The organism is Pseudomonas sp. Leaf127 (assembly GCF_001423155.1).
Classification (GTDB): Bacteria; Pseudomonadota; Gammaproteobacteria; order Pseudomonadales; family Pseudomonadaceae; genus Aquipseudomonas; species Aquipseudomonas ovata.
In genome coordinates, this window is record NZ_LMOA01000023.1 from 392,075 (window position 1) to 413,270 (window position 21,196).

General features: G+C 64.4%; 18 protein-coding genes. 13 read left to right on the forward strand and 5 right to left on the reverse strand.

The window, feature by feature from the left end:
• Positions 1–154 precede the first annotated feature (154 nt).
• From exbB to ASF84_RS22905, 6 genes are all read left to right on the forward strand, one after another.
• Positions 155–1,141, forward strand: coding sequence for a tonB-system energizer ExbB (exbB, locus tag ASF84_RS22880; RefSeq protein WP_056841507.1), 987 nt, complete (start codon positions 155–157; stop codon positions 1,139–1,141).
• Between the two features lie 3 nt (positions 1,142–1,144).
• Positions 1,145–1,570: a TonB system transport protein ExbD gene (gene exbD, locus ASF84_RS22885; RefSeq protein WP_056841157.1), complete on the forward strand. Its 426-nt coding sequence runs from the start codon at positions 1,145–1,147 to the stop codon at positions 1,568–1,570.
• Positions 1,567–2,313, forward strand: a complete 747-nt coding sequence (locus ASF84_RS22890) for an energy transducer TonB (protein ID WP_056841158.1) — start codon at positions 1,567–1,569, stop codon at positions 2,311–2,313. The genes exbD and ASF84_RS22890 overlap by 4 nt, the downstream gene beginning before the upstream one ends.
• A 91-nt stretch (positions 2,314–2,404) precedes the next feature.
• Complete coding sequence (locus ASF84_RS22895) at positions 2,405–3,328, forward strand: hydrogen peroxide-inducible genes activator (RefSeq protein WP_056841159.1); 924 nt, start codon at positions 2,405–2,407, stop codon at positions 3,326–3,328.
• A gap of 20 nt (positions 3,329–3,348) precedes the next feature.
• Entirely contained in the window at positions 3,349–5,424 is a 2,076-nt protein-coding gene (gene recG, locus ASF84_RS22900) for an ATP-dependent DNA helicase RecG (RefSeq protein WP_056841160.1), read from the forward strand.
• Between the two features lie 85 nt (positions 5,425–5,509).
• Positions 5,510–6,907 (forward strand): aminoacyl-tRNA deacylase and HDOD domain-containing protein, encoded by a 1,398-nt coding sequence (locus ASF84_RS22905; protein WP_056841161.1) that lies wholly within the window; start codon positions 5,510–5,512, stop codon positions 6,905–6,907.
• 159 nt (positions 6,908–7,066) lie between these two features.
• On the opposite strand, the gene mhpT is transcribed toward ASF84_RS22905, so the two are convergent.
• The gene (gene mhpT / locus ASF84_RS22910) at positions 7,067–8,263 is read right to left on the reverse strand and encodes a 3-(3-hydroxy-phenyl)propionate transporter MhpT (protein WP_056841162.1); all 1,197 of its coding nucleotides are present in this window, start codon (positions 8,261–8,263) and stop codon (positions 7,067–7,069) included.
• Between the two features lie 327 nt (positions 8,264–8,590).
• On the opposite strand from mhpT, the gene ASF84_RS22915 reads away from it, so the two are divergent.
• A complete protein-coding gene (locus ASF84_RS22915; protein WP_056841163.1) occupies positions 8,591–9,898 on the forward strand; it encodes an OprD family porin in 1,308 nt (435 codons plus the stop codon).
• Positions 9,899–10,100: 202 nt separating this feature from the next.
• On the opposite strand, the gene ASF84_RS22920 is transcribed toward ASF84_RS22915, so the two are convergent.
• Entirely contained in the window at positions 10,101–10,592 is a 492-nt protein-coding gene (locus ASF84_RS22920; protein ID WP_056841164.1) for a MarR family winged helix-turn-helix transcriptional regulator, read from the reverse strand.
• 228 nt (positions 10,593–10,820) lie between these two features.
• Between ASF84_RS22920 and ASF84_RS22925 the strand changes: the two genes are divergently transcribed.
• From ASF84_RS22925 to ASF84_RS22950, 6 genes are all read left to right on the forward strand, one after another.
• Complete coding sequence (locus ASF84_RS22925) at positions 10,821–11,651, forward strand: p-hydroxycinnamoyl CoA hydratase/lyase (RefSeq protein ID WP_056841165.1); 831 nt, start codon at positions 10,821–10,823, stop codon at positions 11,649–11,651.
• Positions 11,652–11,739: 88 nt separating this feature from the next.
• Entirely contained in the window at positions 11,740–13,188 is a 1,449-nt protein-coding gene (locus tag ASF84_RS22930; protein WP_056841166.1) for an aldehyde dehydrogenase, read from the forward strand.
• A 106-nt stretch (positions 13,189–13,294) separates the two neighbouring features.
• Positions 13,295–15,181, forward strand: a complete 1,887-nt coding sequence (locus ASF84_RS22935) for a feruloyl-CoA synthase (protein WP_236709467.1) — start codon at positions 13,295–13,297, stop codon at positions 15,179–15,181.
• Complete coding sequence (locus ASF84_RS22940; protein ID WP_056841168.1) at positions 15,178–16,419, forward strand: thiolase family protein; 1,242 nt, start codon at positions 15,178–15,180, stop codon at positions 16,417–16,419. Before ASF84_RS22935 ends, ASF84_RS22940 begins: the two co-directional genes overlap by 4 nt.
• A gap of 201 nt (positions 16,420–16,620) precedes the next feature.
• Positions 16,621–18,378: an acyl-CoA dehydrogenase family protein gene (locus ASF84_RS22945; RefSeq protein WP_056841169.1), complete on the forward strand. Its 1,758-nt coding sequence runs from the start codon at positions 16,621–16,623 to the stop codon at positions 18,376–18,378.
• A 67-nt stretch (positions 18,379–18,445) separates the two neighbouring features.
• Entirely contained in the window at positions 18,446–19,150 is a 705-nt protein-coding gene (locus ASF84_RS22950) for a GntR family transcriptional regulator (RefSeq protein ID WP_056841170.1), read from the forward strand.
• Positions 19,151–19,431: 281 nt separating this feature from the next.
• On the opposite strand, the gene ASF84_RS22955 is transcribed toward ASF84_RS22950, so the two are convergent.
• Genes ASF84_RS22955 through ASF84_RS22965 form a run of 3 tightly spaced genes read right to left on the reverse strand, consistent with a single transcriptional unit; the run spans position 19,432 to position 21,188 of the window.
• Positions 19,432–20,184, reverse strand: coding sequence for a hypothetical protein (locus tag ASF84_RS22955; RefSeq protein ID WP_056841171.1), 753 nt, complete (start codon positions 20,182–20,184; stop codon positions 19,432–19,434).
• A 3-nt stretch (positions 20,185–20,187) separates the two neighbouring features.
• Complete coding sequence (gene lpoB / locus ASF84_RS22960; RefSeq protein ID WP_056841172.1) at positions 20,188–20,778, reverse strand: penicillin-binding protein activator LpoB; 591 nt, start codon at positions 20,776–20,778, stop codon at positions 20,188–20,190.
• A 38-nt stretch (positions 20,779–20,816) separates the two neighbouring features.
• On the reverse strand, positions 20,817–21,188 hold the full coding sequence (locus ASF84_RS22965) for a YcfL family protein (RefSeq protein WP_056841173.1): 372 nt from the start codon (positions 21,186–21,188) through the stop codon (positions 20,817–20,819).
• Between the last annotated feature and the right edge of the window lie 8 nt (positions 21,189–21,196).

The following is a 21,196-nucleotide window of genomic DNA, read 5'->3' on the forward strand; positions in this document are numbered from 1 at the left end:
CCGTTTAAACGCAATTTCTTCGCAGAAAGATACATTATTACTTTAGTTAACAAGAACGATTTGCAATAATGGCAGCCGTTTGTTCAAGCACCTGCGTCCGGCGCCCATGCGGCGACGCAAATGTCCTTACATCTACACTTCAGGTCCGGCCAGCATGACTCGCAATCCAACACCCGCCTCGCCAACCACGCTTCCCAGCCTGACACGCGCCTGGCGCGCTGTTGCCGCCATCGTGCTGAGCCTGATGCTCGCCCCGGCGTTCGCCGACCAGGCACCACCGGCCTCGACCAATGCCGCCGCTCCGGCTGCTGCCTCCGCTGCAACGGCCCCGGCCCCTGCTGTTGCCGCACCGACTGCGCCAGCCGCGCCGGTCAATGCCGACGCCGCCGATGCCGATGCACTGGCCGGCGAGAACAGCCTGGGCATGTCGTCCCATGACCTGTCGCCCTGGGGCATGTACCAGAACGCCGACATCGTGGTCAAAGCGGTCATGATCGGCCTGGCGATTGCTTCGATCATTACCTGGACCATCTGGATCGCCAAGGGTTTCGAGCTGCTGGGCGCCAAGCGCCGTCTGCGCACTGAAATCGCCAGCCTGAAAAAGGCCCGCACCCTGAACGAAGCCAGTGCCAGCAACGGCAAGGAAGGCACCCTGGCGCACCTGCTGGTGCACGATGCGCTGGAAGAAATGCGCCTGTCGGCCAACAGCCGTGAGCGCGAAGGCATCAAGGAGCGTGTCAGCTTCCGCCTGGAGCGCCTGGTCGCCAATTGCGGCAGGACCATGAGCATCGGCACCGGCGTGCTGGCCACCATCGGTTCCACCGCCCCCTTCGTCGGCCTGTTCGGCACCGTGTGGGGCATCATGAACAGCTTCATCGGCATCGCCAAGACCCAGACCACCAACCTGGCCGTGGTCGCCCCCGGCATCGCCGAAGCCCTGCTGGCCACGGCCCTGGGCCTGGTTGCCGCGATTCCGGCGGTGGTGATCTACAACGTGTTCGCCCGCTCCATCGCCGGCTACAAGGCCCAGGTGTCGGACGCCTCGGCGCAGGTCCTGCTGCTGGTCAGCCGCGACCTGGACCACCTGCCAGAGCCGACCGAGCGCAGCCAACAACATCCGCATCTGGGCAAGGTGGGCTAAAACGTGGGCCTGCATCTTAACGAAGGCGGCGACGATCTCGCCGAGAACCACGAAATCAACGTCACGCCGTTCATCGACGTCATGTTGGTCCTGTTGATCATCTTCATGGTGGCCGCTCCCCTGGCCACCGTGGACATCAAGGTCGACCTGCCGGCGTCCACGGCGCAACCACAGCCCAGGCCCGAGAAGCCGATCTTCCTTAGCGTCAAGGCCGACAAGAACCTGTACCTGGGCAACGACATGGTCGCCCGCGAACAGATCGGCCAGGTGCTCGATACCCGCACCCATGGCAAGAAGGACACCACGATCTTCTTCCAGGCCGACAAGGGCGTGGACTACGGCGACCTGATGGAAGTCATGAACACCCTGCGCGCCGCCGGCTATCTCAAGGTCGGACTGGTGGGCCTCGAGACGGTTGGGAAAAAATGATCACCATGCGCCAAACACTGACGCGCTATAGCGGTAGTCTGTTGTTGGTGCTGGCCGTGCATGCCATCGCGGTGCTTCTGGCCCTGCGCTGGCCGGCATCCCAGGCAATCGAATTGCCGCCGCCCGCCATGATGATCGAACTGCCGCCTCTGCCCGAGCCTCTGCCGCCACCGCCTGCGGTCGTGCAGCCGCCGACCCCGCCTGCGCCTGAGGAAGAGATTCCCATGCCAGAGGTTGTCGAGGCGCCGAAGCCGGAAATCGTCGTACCCAAGAAGGTCGAAAAGCCCAAGCCGAAACCTCAGCCGAAGAAACCGATCGAGAAGAAGCCTGAGCCGCCCAAGGAACAGCCTGTCGACGAGAAGCCGGTAGAAGCACCGCCTGCGCCGAAGATCGAGAAGGCCGCCGCGCCTGCGGCACCGCCAAGCCCGCCATCGCCACCGAGCACGGCGTTGCCAAGCTGGCAGGGTGATCTGCTGCGTCACCTGGCCAAGTACAAGAAATACCCGGAGGACGCCCGTCGTCGAGGCATGCAAGGGGTGGCGCGCTTGCGCTTTGTAGTCGACGCCGAAGGCAATGTGCTTTCGTATTCGATTGCCAGCAGTTCGGGCAGCCCGTCACTGGACCGCGCCACCATGGAGATGATCCGTCGTGCGCAACCGGTGCCCAAGCCGCCGGCAGAAGTGTTGAACAACGGATCGATCGAAATCCTGGCGCCGTTCGTGTATTCGCTGGATAAACGGTAAATCGGTTTTTTGATACACCGATGCGCCTCTGATAACGTGCGTCTATCGATTGCAGCCGCTATGCTGGGGCGCAACTACATGGACGCACGTTATGACTCTCACCGAATTGCGCTATATCGTCACGCTCGCCCAGGAACAGCACTTCGGCCATGCCGCCGAGCGCTGCCATGTCAGCCAGCCCACCCTGTCGGTCGGCGTCAAGAAACTTGAAGACGAACTGGGCGTGCTGATCTTCGAGCGCAGCAAGAGCGCCGTACGCCTGACCCCCGTCGGCGAGGGCATCGTCGCCCAGGCCCAGAAGGTTCTGGAGCAGGCCCAGGGTATTCGCGAACTGGCCCAGGCCGGCAAGAACCAGCTGACCGCCCCCTTGAAAGTCGGAGCCATCTACACCGTCGGCCCCTACCTGTTCCCGCACCTGATTCCACAACTGCACCGGGTAGCCCCGCAGATGCCGTTGTACATCGAAGAAAACTTCACCCATGTGCTGCGCGACAAGCTGCGCAACGGCGAGCTGGACGCGATCATCATCGCGCTGCCGTTTAACGAAGCCGATGTCCTGACCCTGCCGCTGTACGACGAGCCCTTCTATGTGCTGATGCCGGCCGACCACCCCTGGACACGCAAGCAGACCATCGACGCCTCGGCATTGAATGACAAAAGCCTGCTGTTGCTCGGCGAAGGCCACTGTTTCCGCGATCAGGTTCTTGAAGCGTGCCCTACACTGACTAAAGGCAGCGAGGCCGCCAGGCACACCACGGTGGAATCCAGTTCGCTGGAAACCATCCGCCATATGGTCGCCTCGGGGCTGGGCGTGTCGATCCTGCCGTTCTCGGCAGTCGACAGCCACCACTACGCCCCCGGCGTGATCGAGGTGCGGTCCCTGACGCCGCCGGCGCCGTTCCGTACCGTGGCCATCGCCTGGCGCGCCAGTTTCCCGCGGCCCAAGGCAATCGAGATCCTCGCTGATTCCGTGCGCCTGTGTTCGGTGGCCCGTCCCAAGGCACAAGCGAGCTAGGCAGGAGCGGCAAGAGCAACATGAGCGAGCTTTCCCACGTTTCGGTCACTGCCCTCAAGGGCGTCGGCGAAGCCCTGGCCGAAAAACTGGCCAAGGTCGGCCTGGAGAATATCCAGGACGTGCTGTTTCACTTGCCGCTGCGCTACCAGGACCGCACCCGCGTAGTGCCCATCGGCCAGTTGCGGCCCGGTCAGGATGCGGTGATCGAAGGCGTGGTCAGCGGCCAGGACGTGGTCATGGGCAAGCGGCGCAGCCTGCTGGTGCGCCTGGGCGACGGCAGCGGCGTGGTCAGCCTGCGTTTCTACCACTTCAGCAATGCCCAGAAAGACGGCCTCAAGCGCGGCACGCACTTGCGCTGCTTTGGCGAAGCGCGGCCCGGTGCCTCGGGCCTGGAAATCTATCACCCCGAATACCGCGCCCTGACCGGCGACGAGCCGCCGCCGGTCGAGCAGACCCTGACGCCGATCTATCCGACCACCGAGGGCCTGACCCAGCAGCGCCTGCGCCAGCTGTGCCAGCAGAGCCTGGCCATGCTCGGCCCCAAAAGCCTGCCCGACTGGCTGCCTGACGAACTGGCCCGCGACTATCAACTGGCGCCGCTCGACGAGGCCATTCATTACTTGCATCACCCGCCGGCCGATGCCGATGTCGACGAACTGGCACTGGGTCACCACTGGGCCCAGCATCGCCTGGCGTTCGAAGAACTGCTGACCCACCAGTTGTCCCAGCAACGCTTGCGTGAAAGCCAGCGTGCCCTGCGTGCCCCGGCCTTGCCGCCGGCCAGGCAATTACCCGGGCTTTTTCTGGCCAACCTGGGCTTTACTCCCACCGGCGCCCAACAGCGCGTCGGCAAGGAAGTGGCCCATGACCTCAGCCAGCACGCGCCCATGTTGCGCCTGGTGCAGGGCGACGTTGGCGCCGGCAAGACCGTGGTTGCTGCCCTGGCCGCCCTGCAAGCCATCGAAGCCGGTTATCAGGTGGCGCTGATGGCGCCCACCGAGATTCTCGCCGAGCAGCATTACATCAACTTCCAGCGCTGGCTGGAGCCGCTGGGCGTGGAAGTCGCCTGGCTGGCCGGCAAGCTCAAGGGCAAGGCACGGGTCAGTGCCATGCAGCAGATTGCCGAAGGTGCGCGGATGGTGGTCGGCACTCACGCGCTGTTTCAGGAAGAGGTGAAATTCAAGAACCTCGCCCTGGCGATCATCGACGAGCAGCACCGTTTCGGCGTGCAGCAGCGCCTGGCGCTGCGCAGCAAAGGTGTGGGCGGGGTCATGAGCCCGCACCAGTTGATCATGACCGCCACGCCCATCCCGCGCACGCTGGCCATGAGCGCCTATGCCGACCTGGACACTTCGATCCTCGACGAACTGCCGCCGGGGCGCACGCCGGTCAATACCGTGCTGGTGGCCGACAGCCGGCGCATGGAAGTCATCGAACGGGTTCGCGCCGCCTGCGCCGAAGGGCGCCAGGCCTACTGGGTCTGCACCCTGATCGAAGAGTCCGAAGAGCTGACCTGCAAGGCCGCCGAGACCTCGTTCGAAGAACTGAGCATGGCGCTGGGCGAACTGCGCGTCGGGCTGATCCACGGGCGCATGAAACCGGTGGAAAAAGCCGCGATCATGGCCGAGTTCAAGCAGGGCGCCCTGCAGCTGCTGGTGGCGACCACGGTCATCGAAGTGGGGGTGGATGTGCCCAACGCCAGCCTGATGATCATCGAGAACCCCGAGCGCCTGGGCCTGGCGCAACTGCATCAGTTGCGCGGTCGGGTCGGGCGCGGCAGTGCGGTCAGCCATTGCGTGCTGCTCTACCATCCGCCGCTGTCGCAGATCGGCCGGCAGCGGCTGGGCATCATGCGTGAGACCAACGACGGCTTCGTGATCGCCGAAAGAGACCTCGAGCTGCGCGGCCCCGGCGAAATGCTCGGTACCCGGCAAACGGGCTTGTTGCAATTCAAGGTCGCCGACCTGATGCGCGACGCCGACCTGCTGCCGGCGGTGCGTGACGCCGCCCAGGCCTTGCTCGAACGCTGGCCGCATCATGTCAGTCCATTGTTGGAACGATGGTTGCGTCATGGTCAGCAGTATGGTCAGGTGTGATCCAGGCAACGCTTTGCGAAGCTGACGAAACCCAATTTGCAGAAGCTGGTTATACTGCGCAGATTGTAGGAAATGGACACAGACCATGACAGAAGTAGCCCACGTCAATGATGCTCACCATGCCCCTTCCGTGATCCGGCAGTTGTTGGAAAAGCTGGCCATCAGCTATCGGGAAGTCTCGGATGACGCGACGCTGCCGGTGGCGCGCAAGGTCCAGGCCGTCCTGGTCGAAGACGCTGTCGGTGCTCTGTTGATCCTGTTCCCGCAAAGTCAGTTGCTGGACCTGAACCGGATCGCCGAACTGACCGGTCGCGAGCTCAAGGCCGTCTCCTTCGAGCGCCTCTCGCGCATGCTGCTCAAGCACAACCTGCAGAGCCTGCCCGGCTTGCCGGCGCTGACCAGCTCGCCGTGCCTGTACGATGACCGCTTGCTGCAAGAGCCGACCCTGCTGGTCGGTTCGGGCGAGCCGGGCCTGTTGCTGGAAATTGCCAGCGACGATTTCAAGAGCATGCTCAGCAAAGCCAGCGCCGCGCACTTCGGCCAGGTGCTCACGCAGATCAAGCCCAACCTTGATCGTCCGCACGATGACCGCGAGGAAATCACCCAGGCCGTGCACGCGTTCACCGCACGGCGCATCCAGCAGCGCCTGGAAGCGACCCTGGAAATTCCGCCGCTGGCCAGCACCGCGCAGAAAATCATCAAGCTGCGGGTCGACCCGGACGCGACCATCGACGATATCACCGGCGTGGTCGAGACCGATCCGGCTTTGGCCGCCCAGGTGGTCAGCTGGGCAGCCTCGCCGTATTACGCCTCGACCGGCAAGATCCGCTCGGTAGAGGATGCCATCGTGCGCGTGCTGGGCTTCGACCTGGTGATCAACCTGGCCCTGGGCCTGGCGCTGGGCAAGACCCTGAGCCTGCCCAAGGATCACCCGCAACAGACCACACCTTACTGGCAGCAGTCGATCTACACCGCAGCGGTCATCGAAGGCCTGACCCGCGCCATGCCGCGTGCCAAGCGTCCCGAGGGCGGGCTGACCTACCTGGCCGGTCTGCTGCACAACTTTGGCTATCTGTTGCTGGCGCACGTGTTCCCGCCGCACTTCTCGCTGATCTGCCGCCAACTGGAGGTCAATCCGCACCTGCACCACAGCTTTGTCGAGCAGCACTTGCTGGGCATCAGCCGTGAGCAGATCGGCGCCTGGCTGATGCGCTCCTGGGACATGCCGGATGAACTGGCCACGGCCCTGCGCTTCCAGCACGACCCGTACTACACCGGCGAGTATTGCGAGTACGCCAACCTGGTGTACCTGGCCGTGCAACTGCTGCGTCAGAACGGCATTGGCTCGGGTCCCGCCCAGGCCATTCCGGACGAGCTTTACGAGCGCCTGAACCTGAGTCGTGAAAAAGCCCATGAAGCCGTGAGAAAAGTGCTGGACGCCGAAGTCATGCTGCGCGAACTGGCTTCGCAGTTCGCGCACTGATCGTTTCATTCGCGCGTCTGCATTGTTGGGGCACGGGCCCATCTCGTAGGAGCGACCATCGGTCGCGAAGGCTGACGGTCAGGCACGAAAGGTGAGGTGGCTGGCCCTTCGCGACCGGTGGTCGCTCCAACAGGTTGATGGCGGTCCGGGTCACCGGTCCTACGCGGTACGCACCACCAGCCCCGGACGTGACACCACGGTGATGATCGCCAGCGCGGCGATCACCAGCCCGGGCGAGGTCGCCAGCAATACGCCCGTGGTGCCGGCACCCGCTGCCAGGATCTGCCCGGCAGCCAGAGGGCCGGCCACCGAGCCAAGGCGGCCGATCGCCACGGCGGCGCCCACACCGGTGGCGCGCACCGAGGTGGGGTAGGACGGCGGGGCCATTGCGTACAGCACCAGTTGCGCGGCCATCACGAACACGCCTGCCGAGAAACCGGCCACTGCCATCGGCACGATACCCACCGACAACCCCACACCCACCAGCGACGCCAGCAGCCCCAGGTACACGCCGATCACCACCTTCACGCCGTTGAAGCGATCCAGCAGCAATCCGCCCGACAACGAACCCAGTGCGCCGCCAATGTTGAACAGCATCTGCACCAGGCCGGCTTCAGGTTTGGTGAAGCCCTGGCCAATCAGCAACGACGGCAGCCAGTTGAGCAGCATGTACATCACCGTCAGGGTGAAGAAGTAACTGACCCACAAGGCCAGGGTGATCGGCGCACGGCTTTCACCGAACAAGGCTTTGGACGTCGAGACCCGCGCCGTGGCGTCGGCCTGCTGACGGAACACGGTCGACTCGGGCAGCAACACCAGCATCAGCGGCACCACCAGCAAGGGGGCCAGGCCGCCAATGATGAACGTCAGTTGCCAATGGTCGCCGCCCAGCATCGCCACCACCGCGGCCAGGGCGCCGCCCAGTGGCACGCCGGCGTACATGATGCTGATCGCCGTGCCACGGCGCTGCTCGCCCACCGCTTCGGCGCACAGGGCGATCAGGTTGGGCAGGGCGGCGCCCAGGCCCAGGCCGGTCATGAAGCGCACCAGCAACAGCACCGCGTAGCTCTCGACGTAGGCGGTGGCCAGGGAAAACACGCCGAACAACAGCACGGCGGCGATCAGGATTTTCTTGCGGCCGATGCGGTCGGCGATCCAGCCGCCGAAAAACGCCCCTGGCAACAGGCCGATGATCCCGGCGCTGAACACCCAGCCGAGCATCTTCGGGTCCAGCGTAAAGGTGTGGCGCAACCCGGCGGCGGCGGTGCCGGCCGCCTGCAGGTCAAACCCTTCGATAAGCGCCACGATAAAGCACAACGCGATGGTAAGCGCCGGACGGCGCAGTGAACTGTCCATGGATAAACCTCATTTGTTGTTTTTGTTGTGATCGCCAGCCTGACGTCCGCACGGTAGCAGGGTCCTGGCAGGTCTGAAAATAAGATTAACAAAGATAACTAAAAAGCAAAGTGCAAGCTGAAGGCAAGCACACGCCACAGGCCCCTGTAAAAACAGACACTTAACAGGAACGCTACAAATCAGAAAAAATAGATAACAAAATTAATGTTCGATTATCGGATATTTTCCGTTGACGACTGGACATTGCCTTCCCATTCTTGCCCGGCAGGCGACCTCGGAGCACCCACGCTTGCGCTCAAGAACAACAACAATAAGTGGACAACGGACATGCCAGACACACCTTCGAACACCGCAGGGATTCGCCCCGTTTTTCAGTTGCACCCAGGCTGCTGCCTGACCTTGCTGGGCCTGTGCAGCCCGGCGCTACAGGCCGAGGGGCTGCTGGACGACAGCCACGGCACCCTGACACTGCGCAACTACTACATGGACCGCGACTACAAGGACAATGGCGCCAAGACCGCCGCCCGGGAGTGGGCCCAGGCGTTCATCCTCAATGTCGAGTCGGGTTATACCGCGGGCGCGCTGGGCTTCGGCCTGGATGCGCGGGCGCTGGTGGGGGTCAAGCTGGATTCGTCGCCGGACCGCAGCGGCACCGAGCTGCTGCCGGTGTCTGCCAGCGACAAGCGGGCCCCGGACGATTACTCGCGCCTGGCCCTGACCGGCAAGTTGCGCTGGGCCAAGACCACGGTAAAGACCGGCGACGTGTCGATCTTTCTGCCGTTTGCGTTTGCCAGCCCGTCACGCCTGCTGCCGCAGACCTTTCGTGGCACCACGCTCAGCTCCAGGGACATTGACGGGCTGACGCTCAATGCCGGCTATATCGATCGCATCAACCGCCGCGATTCGACCTCGTACCAGAACATGACCATCGCTTCACCCAACGGGCGTTTCAACGGCGCGGCCACTACGTCGCACATGAGCTACCTGGGCGGCGATTACCAGGTCAGCAAGGACCTGAGCCTGCGTATCTACCACGCCGAGGTGGACGATCTGTACCGGCAGAGCACCCTGGCGATGCTGCATAACCTGCCAGTGGGCGAGGGCGTGCTGACCAGCGACCTGCGCAGCTTCTTCAGTGAAGAGGCGGGCAGCGCCAAGGCCGGCAAGGTCGACAACATCAATGTTTCTGGGCTGTTTTCCTACCGTTGGGGCGGGCACAAACTGGGCGTGGGCTACATGCACTCCAGTGGCGACACGGCCACGCCGTATGTGTCCGGCACCGAATTGATGGGCATGAGCGAGCTGACCATGGCTTCGGATTTTCTCAACGCCAAGGAGCGCACCTGGCAGGCCATCTACGATTACGATTTTGCCGCCCTGGGCGTGCCCGGCCTCAAGAGCCGCCTGCGTTATGTGCGTGGCGACAATATCGAACTGACCTCGCTCAAGGCCGATGACCGCAAGGAGCGCGAGTTCCAGATGGAGCTGGGCTATGTGATCCAGAGCGGTCCGCTCAAGCAGCTGGGCTTTGTGGTGCGCAAGGCCATCTACCGCAATGACTTCCCGACCGGGGCGGCGTTCCGGGATGAAAACCAGACACGTTTCCTGGCGACCTACACCTTGCCGATCTGGTGAGGTGCAGCATGAATCGCAAGGCATGACGTAAATCCCGTAGGAGCGCGCTCTGCCCGCGACCGGCTGCGCAGCAGTCGTAAATTTGTGGCGTTTAATCAATTTTTATGGCCGCTTCGCGCCCAGTCGCGGGCAAGCGCGCTCCTACACAGAATTCAATAATCAATAAAATCAATAAGTTATTTTTTTTGAGGGGCTGCGCGCATCAAGCGTTCTGATAAACCTTGCGCAGCAGCCCCAGCAGTTGCTCGCGCTCGGTGTCGTTCAGTGCGGCGGTGGAGTCCAGGTCGCTCTGCACGGCGATCTGCTTCAATTCCTTGAGCAGGGCCTCACCGGTCTTGCTCAGGAAGATCCCGTATGAACGCTTGTCTGGCTTGCAGCGCACCCGTACGGCCAGCGCCCGGCCTTCGAGCTTGTTGAGCAGCGGCACCACCTGCGGCGGCTCGATGGCCAGTGCCCGGGCCAGGTCGGCCTGCATCAGGCCGGGGTTGCGGTCAATGATCGCCAGCGCCGAGAACTGCGCCGGACGCAAGTCATGCACCGCCAGTTGCGCAATCAGGTTCTGGAACAGCTTGAGCTGCGCCCGGCGCAGGGCATAGCCGATCAGGTCGTCCAGCGCTGCATCCAGCGGCAGCGGAGCGTCGGCATCGCCTGGCACGGCATCGCGGGGAAGAGCAGCAGTGGAAAGCTTGGCCATGAGGCAAGTCCTGATTAAGTCAGTTAACAAGGCTATGCAGTTTGCCGGGATTGCCGCGTCATGGCTATCTCCACTCACCCACGAATTTTTCCCGACCTGCGCCGGGCACGAAGATGTCTGGTTAATTTGATTAATAGTTAATTGACATAACTATTTTCTCAGGCTAATTTTTGTTCAACGGCCCAAAGGCCATCCGCACAAGCCCCCACACAGAACAAGAGAGCCACCATGAGCAACTACGAAGGCCGCTGGAGCACCGTCAAGGTCGAGATCGAAGAAGGCATTGCCTGGGTCATCCTCAATCGCCCGGAAAAACGCAACGCCATGAGCCCGACCCTGAACCGGGAAATGATCGACGTGCTGGAAACCCTGGAGCAGGACGCCGACGCGGGTGTGCTGGTGCTGACCGGTGCCGGCGAGTCGTGGACCGCGGGCATGGACCTCAAGGAATACTTCCGCGAGACCGACTCCGGCCCTGAGATCCTGCAAGAGAAGATCCGCCGCGAAGCGTCGCAATGGCAATGGAAACTGCTGCGCATGTACAGCAAGCCGACCATCGCCATGGTCAACGGCTGGTGCTTCGGTGGCGGCTTCAGCCCGCTGGTGGCCTGCGACCTGGCGATCTGCGCCGACGAAGCCACCTTCGGCCTGTCGGAAATCAACTGGGGCATCCCGCCGGGCAACCTGGTCAGCAAGGCCATGGCTGACACCGTGGGCCACCGCCAGTCGCTGTACTACATCATGACCGGCAAGACCTTCGGCGGAAAAAAGGCCGCCGAAATGGGCCTGGTCAACGAAAGCGTGCCGCTGGCGCAACTGCGCGAGACCACTGTCGAGCTGGCGCGTAACCTGCTGGAGAAGAACCCGGTCGTGCTGCGTGCTGCCAAGCATGGCTTCAAGCGCTGCCGTGAACTGACCTGGGAGCAGAGCGAAGACTACCTGTACGCCAAGCTCGACCAGTCGCGCCTGCTGGACACCGAAGGCGGCCGCGAGCAGGGCATGAAGCAGTTCCTGGACGACAAGAGCATCAAGCCGGGCCTGCAGACCTACAAGCGCTGAACCTGGCGGGCGAGGGGCTGCGTGCCCTTCGCCAGACCCGCCTGTGCATTACCCGTATTCCCGATAAAGACAATAAAGAGGAATCATCATGCTCGACGTGCCCTTGCTGATCGGCGGGCAATCGCGCCCTGCCGGCGACGGTCGAACCTTCGAACGCCGCAATCCTGTGACCGGCGAAGTCGTCTCGACGGTGGCCGCCGCCACCCTCGAAGATGCTGATGCCGCCGTGGCGGCGGCCCAGGCGGCCTTTCCGGCCTGGTCGGCGCTGGCCCCCAACGAGCGGCGCACGCGCCTGCTCAAGGCCGCCGAACAATTGCAGGCCAACAGTGCGCGCTTCATTGCCGCTGCCGGTGAAACCGGGGCGATGGCCAACTGGTATGGCTTCAACGTCAAGCTCGCCGCCAATATCCTGCGCGAAGCTGCCTCCATGACCACCCAGATCACCGGGCAGGTCATCCCCTCCGACGTGCCCGGCAGCTTCGCCATGGCGCTGCGCCAGCCGTGCGGCGTGGTGCTGGGCATCGCGCCCTGGAACGCCCCGGTGATTCTTGCCACCCGTGCCATCGCCATGCCGCTGGCGTGCGGCAACACCGTGGTGCTCAAGGCCTCGGAGCTGAGTCCCGCCGTGCACCGCCTGATCGGCCAGATCCTGCATGAAGCCGGCCTGGGCGACGGCGTGGTCAATGTCATCAGCAATGCCCCGGCCGACGCCCCGGCCATTGTCGAGCGGCTGATCGCCAACCCGGCCGTGCGTCGGGTCAACTTCACCGGTTCCACCCATGTCGGGCGCATTGTCGGCGAGCTGTCGGCGCGCCACCTGAAGCCGGCATTACTGGAGCTGGGCGGCAAGGCGCCGTTCATCGTGCTCGACGATGCCGACCTGGATGCCGCCGTCGAAGCCGCTGCCTTCGGCGCGTACTTCAACCAGGGCCAGATCTGCATGTCCACCGAGCGGCTGATCGTCGACGACAAGGTCGCCGATGACTTCGTCGCCAGGCTCACCGCCAAGATCGCCACCCTGCACGCCGGTCACCCGGACGATCCGGCCTCGGTGCTCGGCTCGCTGGTCGACGTGCGTGCCGGCGAGCGCATTCTGGGCCTGATCGACGATGCCGTCAGCCACGGCGCCACCCTGGTGGCAGGCGGGCAGTGTGAAGGCAGCATTCTGCAACCGACCCTGCTTGATCACGTGACCGACCGGATGCGCCTGTACCGCGAGGAATCCTTCGGCCCGGTGGCCGTGGTGGTGCGTGCCAGCGGCGATGAAGCCCTGCTGCGCCTGGCCAACGATTCGGAATTCGGCCTGTCGTCGGCCATCTTCAGCCGCGACACCGGCCGCGCCCTGGCGCTGGCCCAGCGGGTCGAATCGGGCATCTGCCACATCAATGGCCCGACCGTGCACGACGAGGCGCAAATGCCTTTCGGCGGGGTCAAGTCCAGCGGCTACGGCAGCTTTGGCGCCAGCGCCTCAATCGACTTCTTCACCCAGTTGCGCTGGGTCACGCTGCAGAACGGCCCGCGCCACTACCCCATTTAAGCGGTCGATCCGAGCCCGGGCGGCCTTCGGTAAAGGCTACCCCTGACAACAATAAGGCGACAGCCAGAGACCGCCCGCAGGGCCGGTCTCGATGGAGGAACAGCACGTGAACCAACCCGCAATCGCCCGGACGAACCCGGCGCGTTACCGCCAGGTGTCCATCGGCCATCCCGCCGTGCAGGTGACCGAAGCAGATGGCGTGCTGCACATGCGCGCCTTGGAACCGCTGGCCGAGCGGCCGGACCGCCTGCTCGACCGCCTGCTGCACTGGGCCGAGGTGCGCCCCGACCAGACCTTTATCGCCGCCCGCGACCCGCAGGGCGGCTGGCGCGAAGTCAGCTACGCGCGGATGCTCGATGACGTGCGGGCCATTGCCCAGCACCTGCTCGGCTATGGCCTGTCGGCCGAGCGGCCGCTGGCGCTGTTGTCGGGCAATGACATCGAACACCTGCAGATCGCCCTGGGCGCGATGTACGCCGGGATCCCCTATTGCCCGGTGTCGCCGGCCTACTCGCTGCTGTCACAGGATTTCGCCAAGCTGCGCCATGTGTGCGAGGTGCTGCAACCGGGCCTGGTGTTCGTCAGCGACACCAGCCACTACCAGAAAGCCATTGATGCCGTGCTGCCGGCCGACGTGGCCGTGATCAGCGTGCGCGGCGAGCTGCCCGGCCGAACCGTGACGTCCTTTGCCCGTTTGCTCGAACAGCCCGGCGGTGCCGAGGCCGAGGCTGCCTTTGCCGCCACCGGTCCTGACACCATTGCCAAGTTCCTGTTTACCTCCGGCTCCACCAAGCTGCCCAAGGCGGTGGTCACCACCCAGCGCATGCTCTGCGCCAATCAGCAGATGCTGTTGCAGACCTTCCCGGTGTTCGGCGAGGAGCCGCCGGTGCTGGTCGACTGGCTGCCGTGGAACCACACCTTCGGTGGCAGTCATAACCTGGGCATCGTGCTGTACAACGGCGGCACCTTTTATCTGGATAACGGCAAGCCGACGCCGCAGGGCTTTGCCGAGACCCTGCGCAACCTCAAGGAGATTTCGCCCACCGCCTACCTGACCGTGCCCAAGGGCTGGGAAGAGCTGGTCAACGCGCTGGAGCAGGACGCCGAGTTGCGCGAGCGGTTCTTTGCGCGCATGAAGCTGTTTTTCTTTGCCGCCGCCGGCCTGTCGCAAAGCATCTGGGACCGCCTCGACCGGGTTGCCGAACAGCATTGCGGCGAGCGCATCCGCATGATGGCCGGGCTGGGCATGACCGAAGCTTCGCCGTCGTGCACTTTTACCACCGGCCCCCTGTCGCAGGCCGGCTACATCGGTCTGCCGGCGCCGGGCTGCGAAGTGCGCCTGGTACCGGTGGACGGCAAGCTGGAAGGGCGCTTTCGCGGGCCACATATCATGCCTGGCTACTGGCGCTCGGCGCAGCAGACTGCAGAGGCGTTCGACAGCGAGGGTTACTACTGCTCGGGCGATGCCCTGAAGCTGGCCGACCCGGCCGATCCGCAACTGGGACTGATGTTCGACGGGCGCATTGCCGAGGACTTCAAGTTGTCGTCCGGGGTGTTCGTCAGTGTCGGCCCGCTGCGCAACCGGGCGGTGCTCGAAGGCTCGCCGTATGTGCAGGACATCGTGGTCACCGCACCGGACCGCGAATGCCTCGGCGCGCTGGTGTTCCCGCGCCTGCATGACTGCCGTCGACTGGCCGGGCTCGGCGCCGAGGCCCGCGATGCCGAGGTGCTGGCCAGTGCCCCGGTACGCCAGTGGTTCGCCGCCTGGCTGCAGCGCCTGAATGCCGACGCCACCGGCAACGCCAGCCGCCTGGAATGGATCGCGCTGTTGGTCGAGCCGCCGTCCATCGACCGTGGCGAGATCACCGACAAGGGCTCGATCAATCAGCGCGCCGTGTTGCAGTGGCGTGCCGCCCAGGTCGAGGCGCTGTATCGCGGCCAGGATGACACCCTTCTGCGTGCCGGTACGCTGGCCGTCGGGGCACCGGCATGAGCCGCGCCGGCCAGTACTCGACGTTCAGCGATGTCGCGCTGTTCGACGCGGTGCGCACGCCGTGGGTCGACCTGAGCGGCGCGCTGGCGCAGGTCTCGCCCATCGACCTGGGAATCAAGGCCGGTCGCGGGGTGTTGGCCCGCGCCGGGCTCGACGGCGCCCAGGTCGACAGCGTACTGGCCGGCGCCATGGCTCAGGCCAGCTTCGATGCTTATCTGCTGCCCCGGCACATCGGCCTGTACAGCGGTGTGCCGCTGAATGTACCGGCGCTGGGTGTACAGCGCATCTGCGCCACCGGTTTCGAACTGCTGCGCCAGGCCGCGCTGCAAGTGGGCGAGGGCACGCAACTGGCGCTGTGTGTGGCGGCCGAATCCATGTCGCGCAACCCCATTGCTGCCTACACCCACCGCGACGGCTTCAAGCTTGGCGCGGGAGTGCAGTTCAAGGATTTTCTCTGGGAGGCGCTGCACGATCCGGCGCCCGGCATTGACATGATCGCCACCGCCGACCGCCTGGCCCGGCATTACGACCTGCCGCGCGATGCCGTGGACCGCTATGCCCTGCGCAGCCACCAGTTGACCCTGCAAGCCCAGGCCAGCGGTTGGCTGGCTGACGAAATCCTCAGTGTGACCCGCGAGCGCTTCGAACTGGACGGCTATCAGCCGCGCGGTATTGATCTGCCGCGTGGCGTCGACAGCGTCGAGCAGGACAGCCATCCGCGTGCCAGCAGCCTGGAGTCGCTGGCGCGGTTGCGCGCCGTGCACGAGGGCGGTGTGCAGACGGCCGGCAACAGTTGCGCGGTGGTCGATGGCGCAGCGGCGGCGCTGGTCGGGCCGGTTTCGGCCTTCGGCCGCCCGGTGCTGGCGCATCTGCGCGCCAGTGCGGTGGTCGGCGTGGCCCCGGAGCACATGGGCATCGGTCCGGCGCCGGCCATCAGCCTGTTGCTGCAACGCAGCGGGCTGCACCTGGACGACATCGGCCTGCTGGAAATCAACGAAGCCCAGGCCGCCCAGGTCTTGGCTGTGGCGCGTGCACTGGAGCTCGACAGCGAGCGGCTCAACCGCCGTGGTGGTTCGATTGGCCTGGGGCATCCGCTGGCTGCCAGCGGCCTGCGCCTGGTCCTGACCCTGGCCCGCCAGTTGCGCGACCACAATCTGCGCTATGGCATTGCCGCGGCCTGCGTGGGCGGCGGACAGGGCATGGCGATGCTCATCGAAAACCCCGACTGGCAGCGCTGACCCCCGCGCTCATCAAAAATAACTTATTGATTTTACCGGCTATTGAATTCACCGCCTGTAGGAGCGCGCTTGCCCGCGACCGGCTGCGTCAGCAGTCGTAAATTTTCAGCGTTTTCGAGATTTTGCGAGCGCTGCGCACTCGGTCGCGGGCAAGCGCGCTCCTACAGCAGCTTCAACCTTCATTGGGCAAAGGAGATTGCCATGTGGCACTACCAGCCACCGTTGCGTGACATGCAGTTCGTGATCGAGCACTGGCTCGACGCCCCGGCCACCTGGCAGCGCAGCGAGGCGTTCGGTTTTCTCGATGCGTCTCTGGCCAGTCAGGTGCTGGAACAGGCCGGGCTGTTCTGCCAGGACGTGCTGGCGCCGCTCAATGCCAGCGGTGATCGCCAGGGCTGTCGCTTCGAAGACGGCAACGTCAGCACTCCTGAAGGCTTCAAGGCCGCCTACCGCGCCTGGGTCGAGGGCGGCTGGCCGGCACTGGCATGCAGCGAGCAGCACGGTGGGCAGGGCCTGCCGCAGGTGCTCGACGCCGCCCTGCAGGAAATGCTCTACGCCAGCAACCACGCCTGGGCCATGTACACCGGCATCGTGCAGGGCGCCTGCCTGTGTTTGCAGGCGCACGCGCCGCAGTGGATTCAGGAGCGCTACCTGCCTGACCTGGTCAGCGGCCAGGCCCTGGCGACCATGTGCCTGACCGAACCGCAGGCCGGCAGCGACGTCGGCCTGTTGCGCAGCCGCGCTCAGCCGCAGGCCGACGGCAGTTACGCGCTGAGCGGCAACAAGCTGTTCATTTCCGGCGGCGAGCACGACCTGTGTGATGACATCCTGCACCTGGTGCTGGCGCGGCTGCCGGACGCGCCGGTCGGCAGCCGCGGCATTTCACTGTTTCTGGTGCCCAGGCGGCTGGACGACGGCCGCCTGAACGCCGTGCGCTGCGACGGCATCGAGCACAAGATGGGCATCAAGGGCAGCGCCACCTGTTCGCTGGTGTTCGAGCAGGCTCAGGGCTGGCTGATCGGCCAGCCGAACCAGGGGCTGGCGGCCATGTTCGTGATGATGAACTCGGCGCGCCTGCATGTCGGTCTGCAAGGTCTGGGACATGCCGAGGCGGCCTGGCAGAACGCCCGCCAGTACGCTGCCGAGCGCCGGCAGATGCGCGCACCGCGCCGGCCACCGGGCGTGGCCGCCAGCGCCGCCGACCCGCTGCACTATCACCCGGCCATGCGCCGCACCCTGCTGGAACTGCGCGCCAGCAGCGAAGGCCTGCGCGCCCTGGGTTACTGGGTCGGGCACCTGCTCGACCAGGCCGACCACGGCGCCACCCCGGCGGCCCGTGCCCAGGCCACCCAATTGACCGGCCTGCTGACGCCGATCATCAAGGCGTTCTTTACCGAGCGCGGCTTTTATCTGGCCAGCCAGGCGCTGCAAGTGTTCGGCGGCTATGGCTATGTCGGCGAGTTCGCCATCGAACAGACCCTGCGTGACAGCCGCATCGCCATGATCTACGAAGGCAGTAACGAAATTCAGGCCAACGACCTGCTGCTGCGCAAGGTGCTGGGCGACAACGGCGAGGCGCTGCAACAGCTGCTCGCGGTCCTGGACGACGAAGCCCGGCTGGCCGCCGGATCACCGACGTGCCAGGCACTGGGCGAGGGCTTGCAACAGCGTTGCCAGGCGCTGGAGCAGGCCTGGCAGCTGTGTGTCGAGCAAACGGCCCTGGACGCCGAATACCCCTATCGCGCCGCCGGCAGCTTTTTGCCGCTGTGCGGCCTGACCCTGCTGGCCTTTGCCTGGACCCGGGCGGCACGGGTTGCGCAAGGCCTGGCCGAGGACGATCCGCGGCGTCTGGAAAAGCTGCAAACCGCGCAGTTTTTCTTCACCTGGCTGCTGCCCGAAGCCGACCGGCACATGGCCGGGCTGCACAGTGCCCGATCGACGTTGCCGTTCCTGGGGTGACTGGCAGGTCTCAAGCACGTCAGGCTGCGCTACCATAGCGGCACTTTGACTACTGGAAGCTGCCTGGATGAACAAGCCCGGCCAGACCGTGCTGGTTGCGCTGCGCAAGATGATCGCCTCGGGCGAACTGGCGGCCGGCGAGCGACTGATGGAAGTGCCCACCGCCGAATTGTTCGGGGTGTCGCGCATGCCGGTGCGCATTGCGTTTCGCACCCTGGAGCAGGAAGGGCTGCTGGTGCGCCATGGGGGGCGTGGCTTTCAGGTGCGCTCGGTCAGCCCCCAGGACATCGCTGGGGCCGTGGAAGTGCGCGGTGTGCTGGAGGGCCTGGCCGCCCGGCAAAGCGCCGAGCGTGGCCTGAGCGCCGAGGCCTGTGCGCAACTGCACACCTGCCTCGCCGAGGGCGATGCGCTGTTCGACAAAGGGTATGTGACCGAGGACGACCTTGAGACCTATCACGACCTGAACATGCGCTTTCACCAGATCATCGTCGAAGGCAGTGGCAATCCGGCGATTGCCGACGCCCTGGCGCGCAACGACCATCTGCCGTTTGCCTCGGTCAGCGCCCTGGCCATCGACCGTCACGACATGGCCCGCGAATACCGCCGCTTCAACTACGCGCACATGCAGCATCACTCGATCGTCGACGCGCTGATCAATCGCCAGGGTGCCCGCGCCGAGGCAATCATGCGCGAGCACGCCAATGCGACCCTGCGCTACGCCGAGATCTTCAGCGCCTCATCGGCCGAGCGCATGAAGGTGATCCAGCGCTAGCACAGGGCGGAGCGCTATCGCGCAGCAAACATGGGAATGGTGTAGGAGCGCGCTTGCCCGCGACCGAGTGCGAAGCGCTCGCAAAATCTGCGCAACGCCAAAAATTTACGGTTGTGAACACATTCAAAATCTTTGAAACGCTGCAAATTTACGACTGCTAACGCAGCCGGTCGCGGGCAGAGCGCGCTCCTACAGGCGGTGAATTCAATAGCTAATAAAATCAAGAGGTTATTTTGATTTTTGATGAGAGCGGCCGTGCGGCCGCTCTTGGGGTGTGGCGCTCAGCGCAGGATGCGCGGGGCTTCGTCGCGGGGCAGGTTGTTCTGTGGCACGGGCTGGCCAACCCACTCCACTTCGCCACGCAGTTGCTCGCGCATCTGCCGGGCAACGTCCAGGCCGATGGTCTTGGACACTTCACGCACGACCCGGCCACGGTTGAGCGAGACCTTGATGTCGCGACTGTTGACCAGCTTGGTGTCCTGGCCTTCACCCATCGCCGTGAAGGCCGAGGTGATTTCGAAGGTGCGGGTATTGATCAGGCTGAAGTCGGCCACCAGGGTGATGCCCAGTACGGCGGAGTAGCTGTCGGTATTGGCCAGCTCATTGATGTCCTGACGGAAATCGATGTCCGACACGGTGCCGAACAGCACGTAGTCGGCGCCCTTGAAGTTACCGTTCTTGATCCGGCGGATGACGTCGTAGACGTCTTCCTTGGCGCCTGCGGTGTAGGGAGTGCCCTGCACCAGCTGGAACATGCCGGACTTGAGAATCTCGCCCTTGATGTCGCCGCTGAACTTGCGCAGTTCACCCTGCTCGATGTAGCTGGAGCGCGACTCGTACTCGTCGTAGCTGGCCGAACCGCTATAGCCTGCGCTGTAGTTGTTGGCATGGGCATTGACATTGGCGCGCGCCGAGACGGTACGGATGTACTGCTCCACGCGCTCCTGGAACGCCATGTCGGTCACGGCCACCTTGGGCGCGGCCTGGGCGCCGAAGGCGAACAGCAGGCCGAGGGTTGCGATCCATGCACGCATTGCTTAGCGCTCCGTGGTCTTGCGGATTTCTTTTTCGTCCATCCACTCGGCCAGACCGCTTTCGACGTCGATCAGTTGCAGGGTGAATTTGTAGAAGACGTCCTTGTAGTCGCTGCTGCGCTTGACGATCGAGCTGATCGACCCTTCAAGGCGGTATTTGGCGGCGATCATGTTGCCGGTCTTGGCCACGGTCGACTGCTTGTACAGGCCGCTCTGGTTTTGCAGCTTGAGCTGGTCGACCTGGCTTTGCATCTGGTTGTTGTCGCTGGAGAAGCGGGCAGTGCCGCTCTTCATCAACTGGGTCTTGATCGAGTTGGTGATTTCGCGGGTATCGATGTATTCGCTGGTCTTGTTCTTCACATCATAGACCTGGACCACCGGGCGCCCTTGCAGGATGCCGGACTGGGCCAGCGAGCGGGTCATGCTCTCGGCGATCATCTGCAGGTCGGTGGAGCCGAACTCGTTGGTTACGGTCTCGACGGCCTTGGTGTCGCCGTAGCTGATGTTCTTGCTGCCCAGGGTCGGGGAGTTGTTGGCGCAACCGGTGGCCAGCAGGGCGACGGCGGCGATGGAGCAAAGACGGATGAACGACATGTCGGGTCTCTCTTGAACTGAACGAAAAGGCAGGCGGATCAAGGCGTGTTGACTTCAATGCGGAAGTCGGTGGCACGCGGCACCGGTGCGATGCCCGGCAGGATGGTGCTTTGCGAGCCATACAGGCTCAGCGGCTTCCAGCTTTCTTCATCGGCCACCGGGAAACCGTCGTTGCCCAGCCAGGCAAAGCGGTAGTACAGGGTCCTGTTGCGGCTGCTGGTGTTGGTCAGTTGCGCCTTGACGGTCAGGAAGCCGTTTTCGCGTGCGACGCGAATGGCACCCACCTCGATGTTCTTGAAGTCGCCCATCGGCACGACCTTGCTGGCGGCACTGCCAGGCGCCGGTGGCGGCGGGGTGGCACAGCCGGCGAGCAGGGCCAGGGCCAGCACGCCGAGGATCTTGATACGCATGTGAAGCT

Coding starts and splice junctions, on each gene's coding strand:
- ASF84_RS22940 (WP_056841168.1), top strand. CDS start 15,178: ATGAGCCGCGCCGGCCAGTACTCGACGTTCAGCGATGTCGCGCTGTTC.
- mhpT (WP_056841162.1), bottom strand. CDS start 8,263: ATGGACAGTTCACTGCGCCGTCCGGCGCTTACCATCGCGTTGTGCTTT.
- ASF84_RS22915 (WP_056841163.1), top strand. CDS start 8,591: ATGCCAGACACACCTTCGAACACCGCAGGGATTCGCCCCGTTTTTCAG.
- ASF84_RS22950 (WP_056841170.1), top strand. CDS start 18,446: ATGAACAAGCCCGGCCAGACCGTGCTGGTTGCGCTGCGCAAGATGATC.
- ASF84_RS22905 (WP_056841161.1), top strand. CDS start 5,510: ATGACAGAAGTAGCCCACGTCAATGATGCTCACCATGCCCCTTCCGTG.
- recG (WP_056841160.1), top strand. CDS start 3,349: ATGAGCGAGCTTTCCCACGTTTCGGTCACTGCCCTCAAGGGCGTCGGC.
- ASF84_RS22920 (WP_056841164.1), bottom strand. CDS start 10,592: ATGGCCAAGCTTTCCACTGCTGCTCTTCCCCGCGATGCCGTGCCAGGC.
- ASF84_RS22930 (WP_056841166.1), top strand. CDS start 11,740: ATGCTCGACGTGCCCTTGCTGATCGGCGGGCAATCGCGCCCTGCCGGC.
- ASF84_RS22955 (WP_056841171.1), bottom strand. CDS start 20,184: ATGCGTGCATGGATCGCAACCCTCGGCCTGCTGTTCGCCTTCGGCGCC.
- ASF84_RS22945 (WP_056841169.1), top strand. CDS start 16,621: ATGTGGCACTACCAGCCACCGTTGCGTGACATGCAGTTCGTGATCGAG.
- lpoB (WP_056841172.1), bottom strand. CDS start 20,778: ATGTCGTTCATCCGTCTTTGCTCCATCGCCGCCGTCGCCCTGCTGGCC.
- ASF84_RS22895 (WP_056841159.1), top strand. CDS start 2,405: ATGACTCTCACCGAATTGCGCTATATCGTCACGCTCGCCCAGGAACAG.
- exbB (WP_056841507.1), top strand. CDS start 155: ATGACTCGCAATCCAACACCCGCCTCGCCAACCACGCTTCCCAGCCTG.
- ASF84_RS22890 (WP_056841158.1), top strand. CDS start 1,567: ATGATCACCATGCGCCAAACACTGACGCGCTATAGCGGTAGTCTGTTG.
- ASF84_RS22925 (WP_056841165.1), top strand. CDS start 10,821: ATGAGCAACTACGAAGGCCGCTGGAGCACCGTCAAGGTCGAGATCGAA.
- ASF84_RS22965 (WP_056841173.1), bottom strand. CDS start 21,188: ATGCGTATCAAGATCCTCGGCGTGCTGGCCCTGGCCCTGCTCGCCGGC.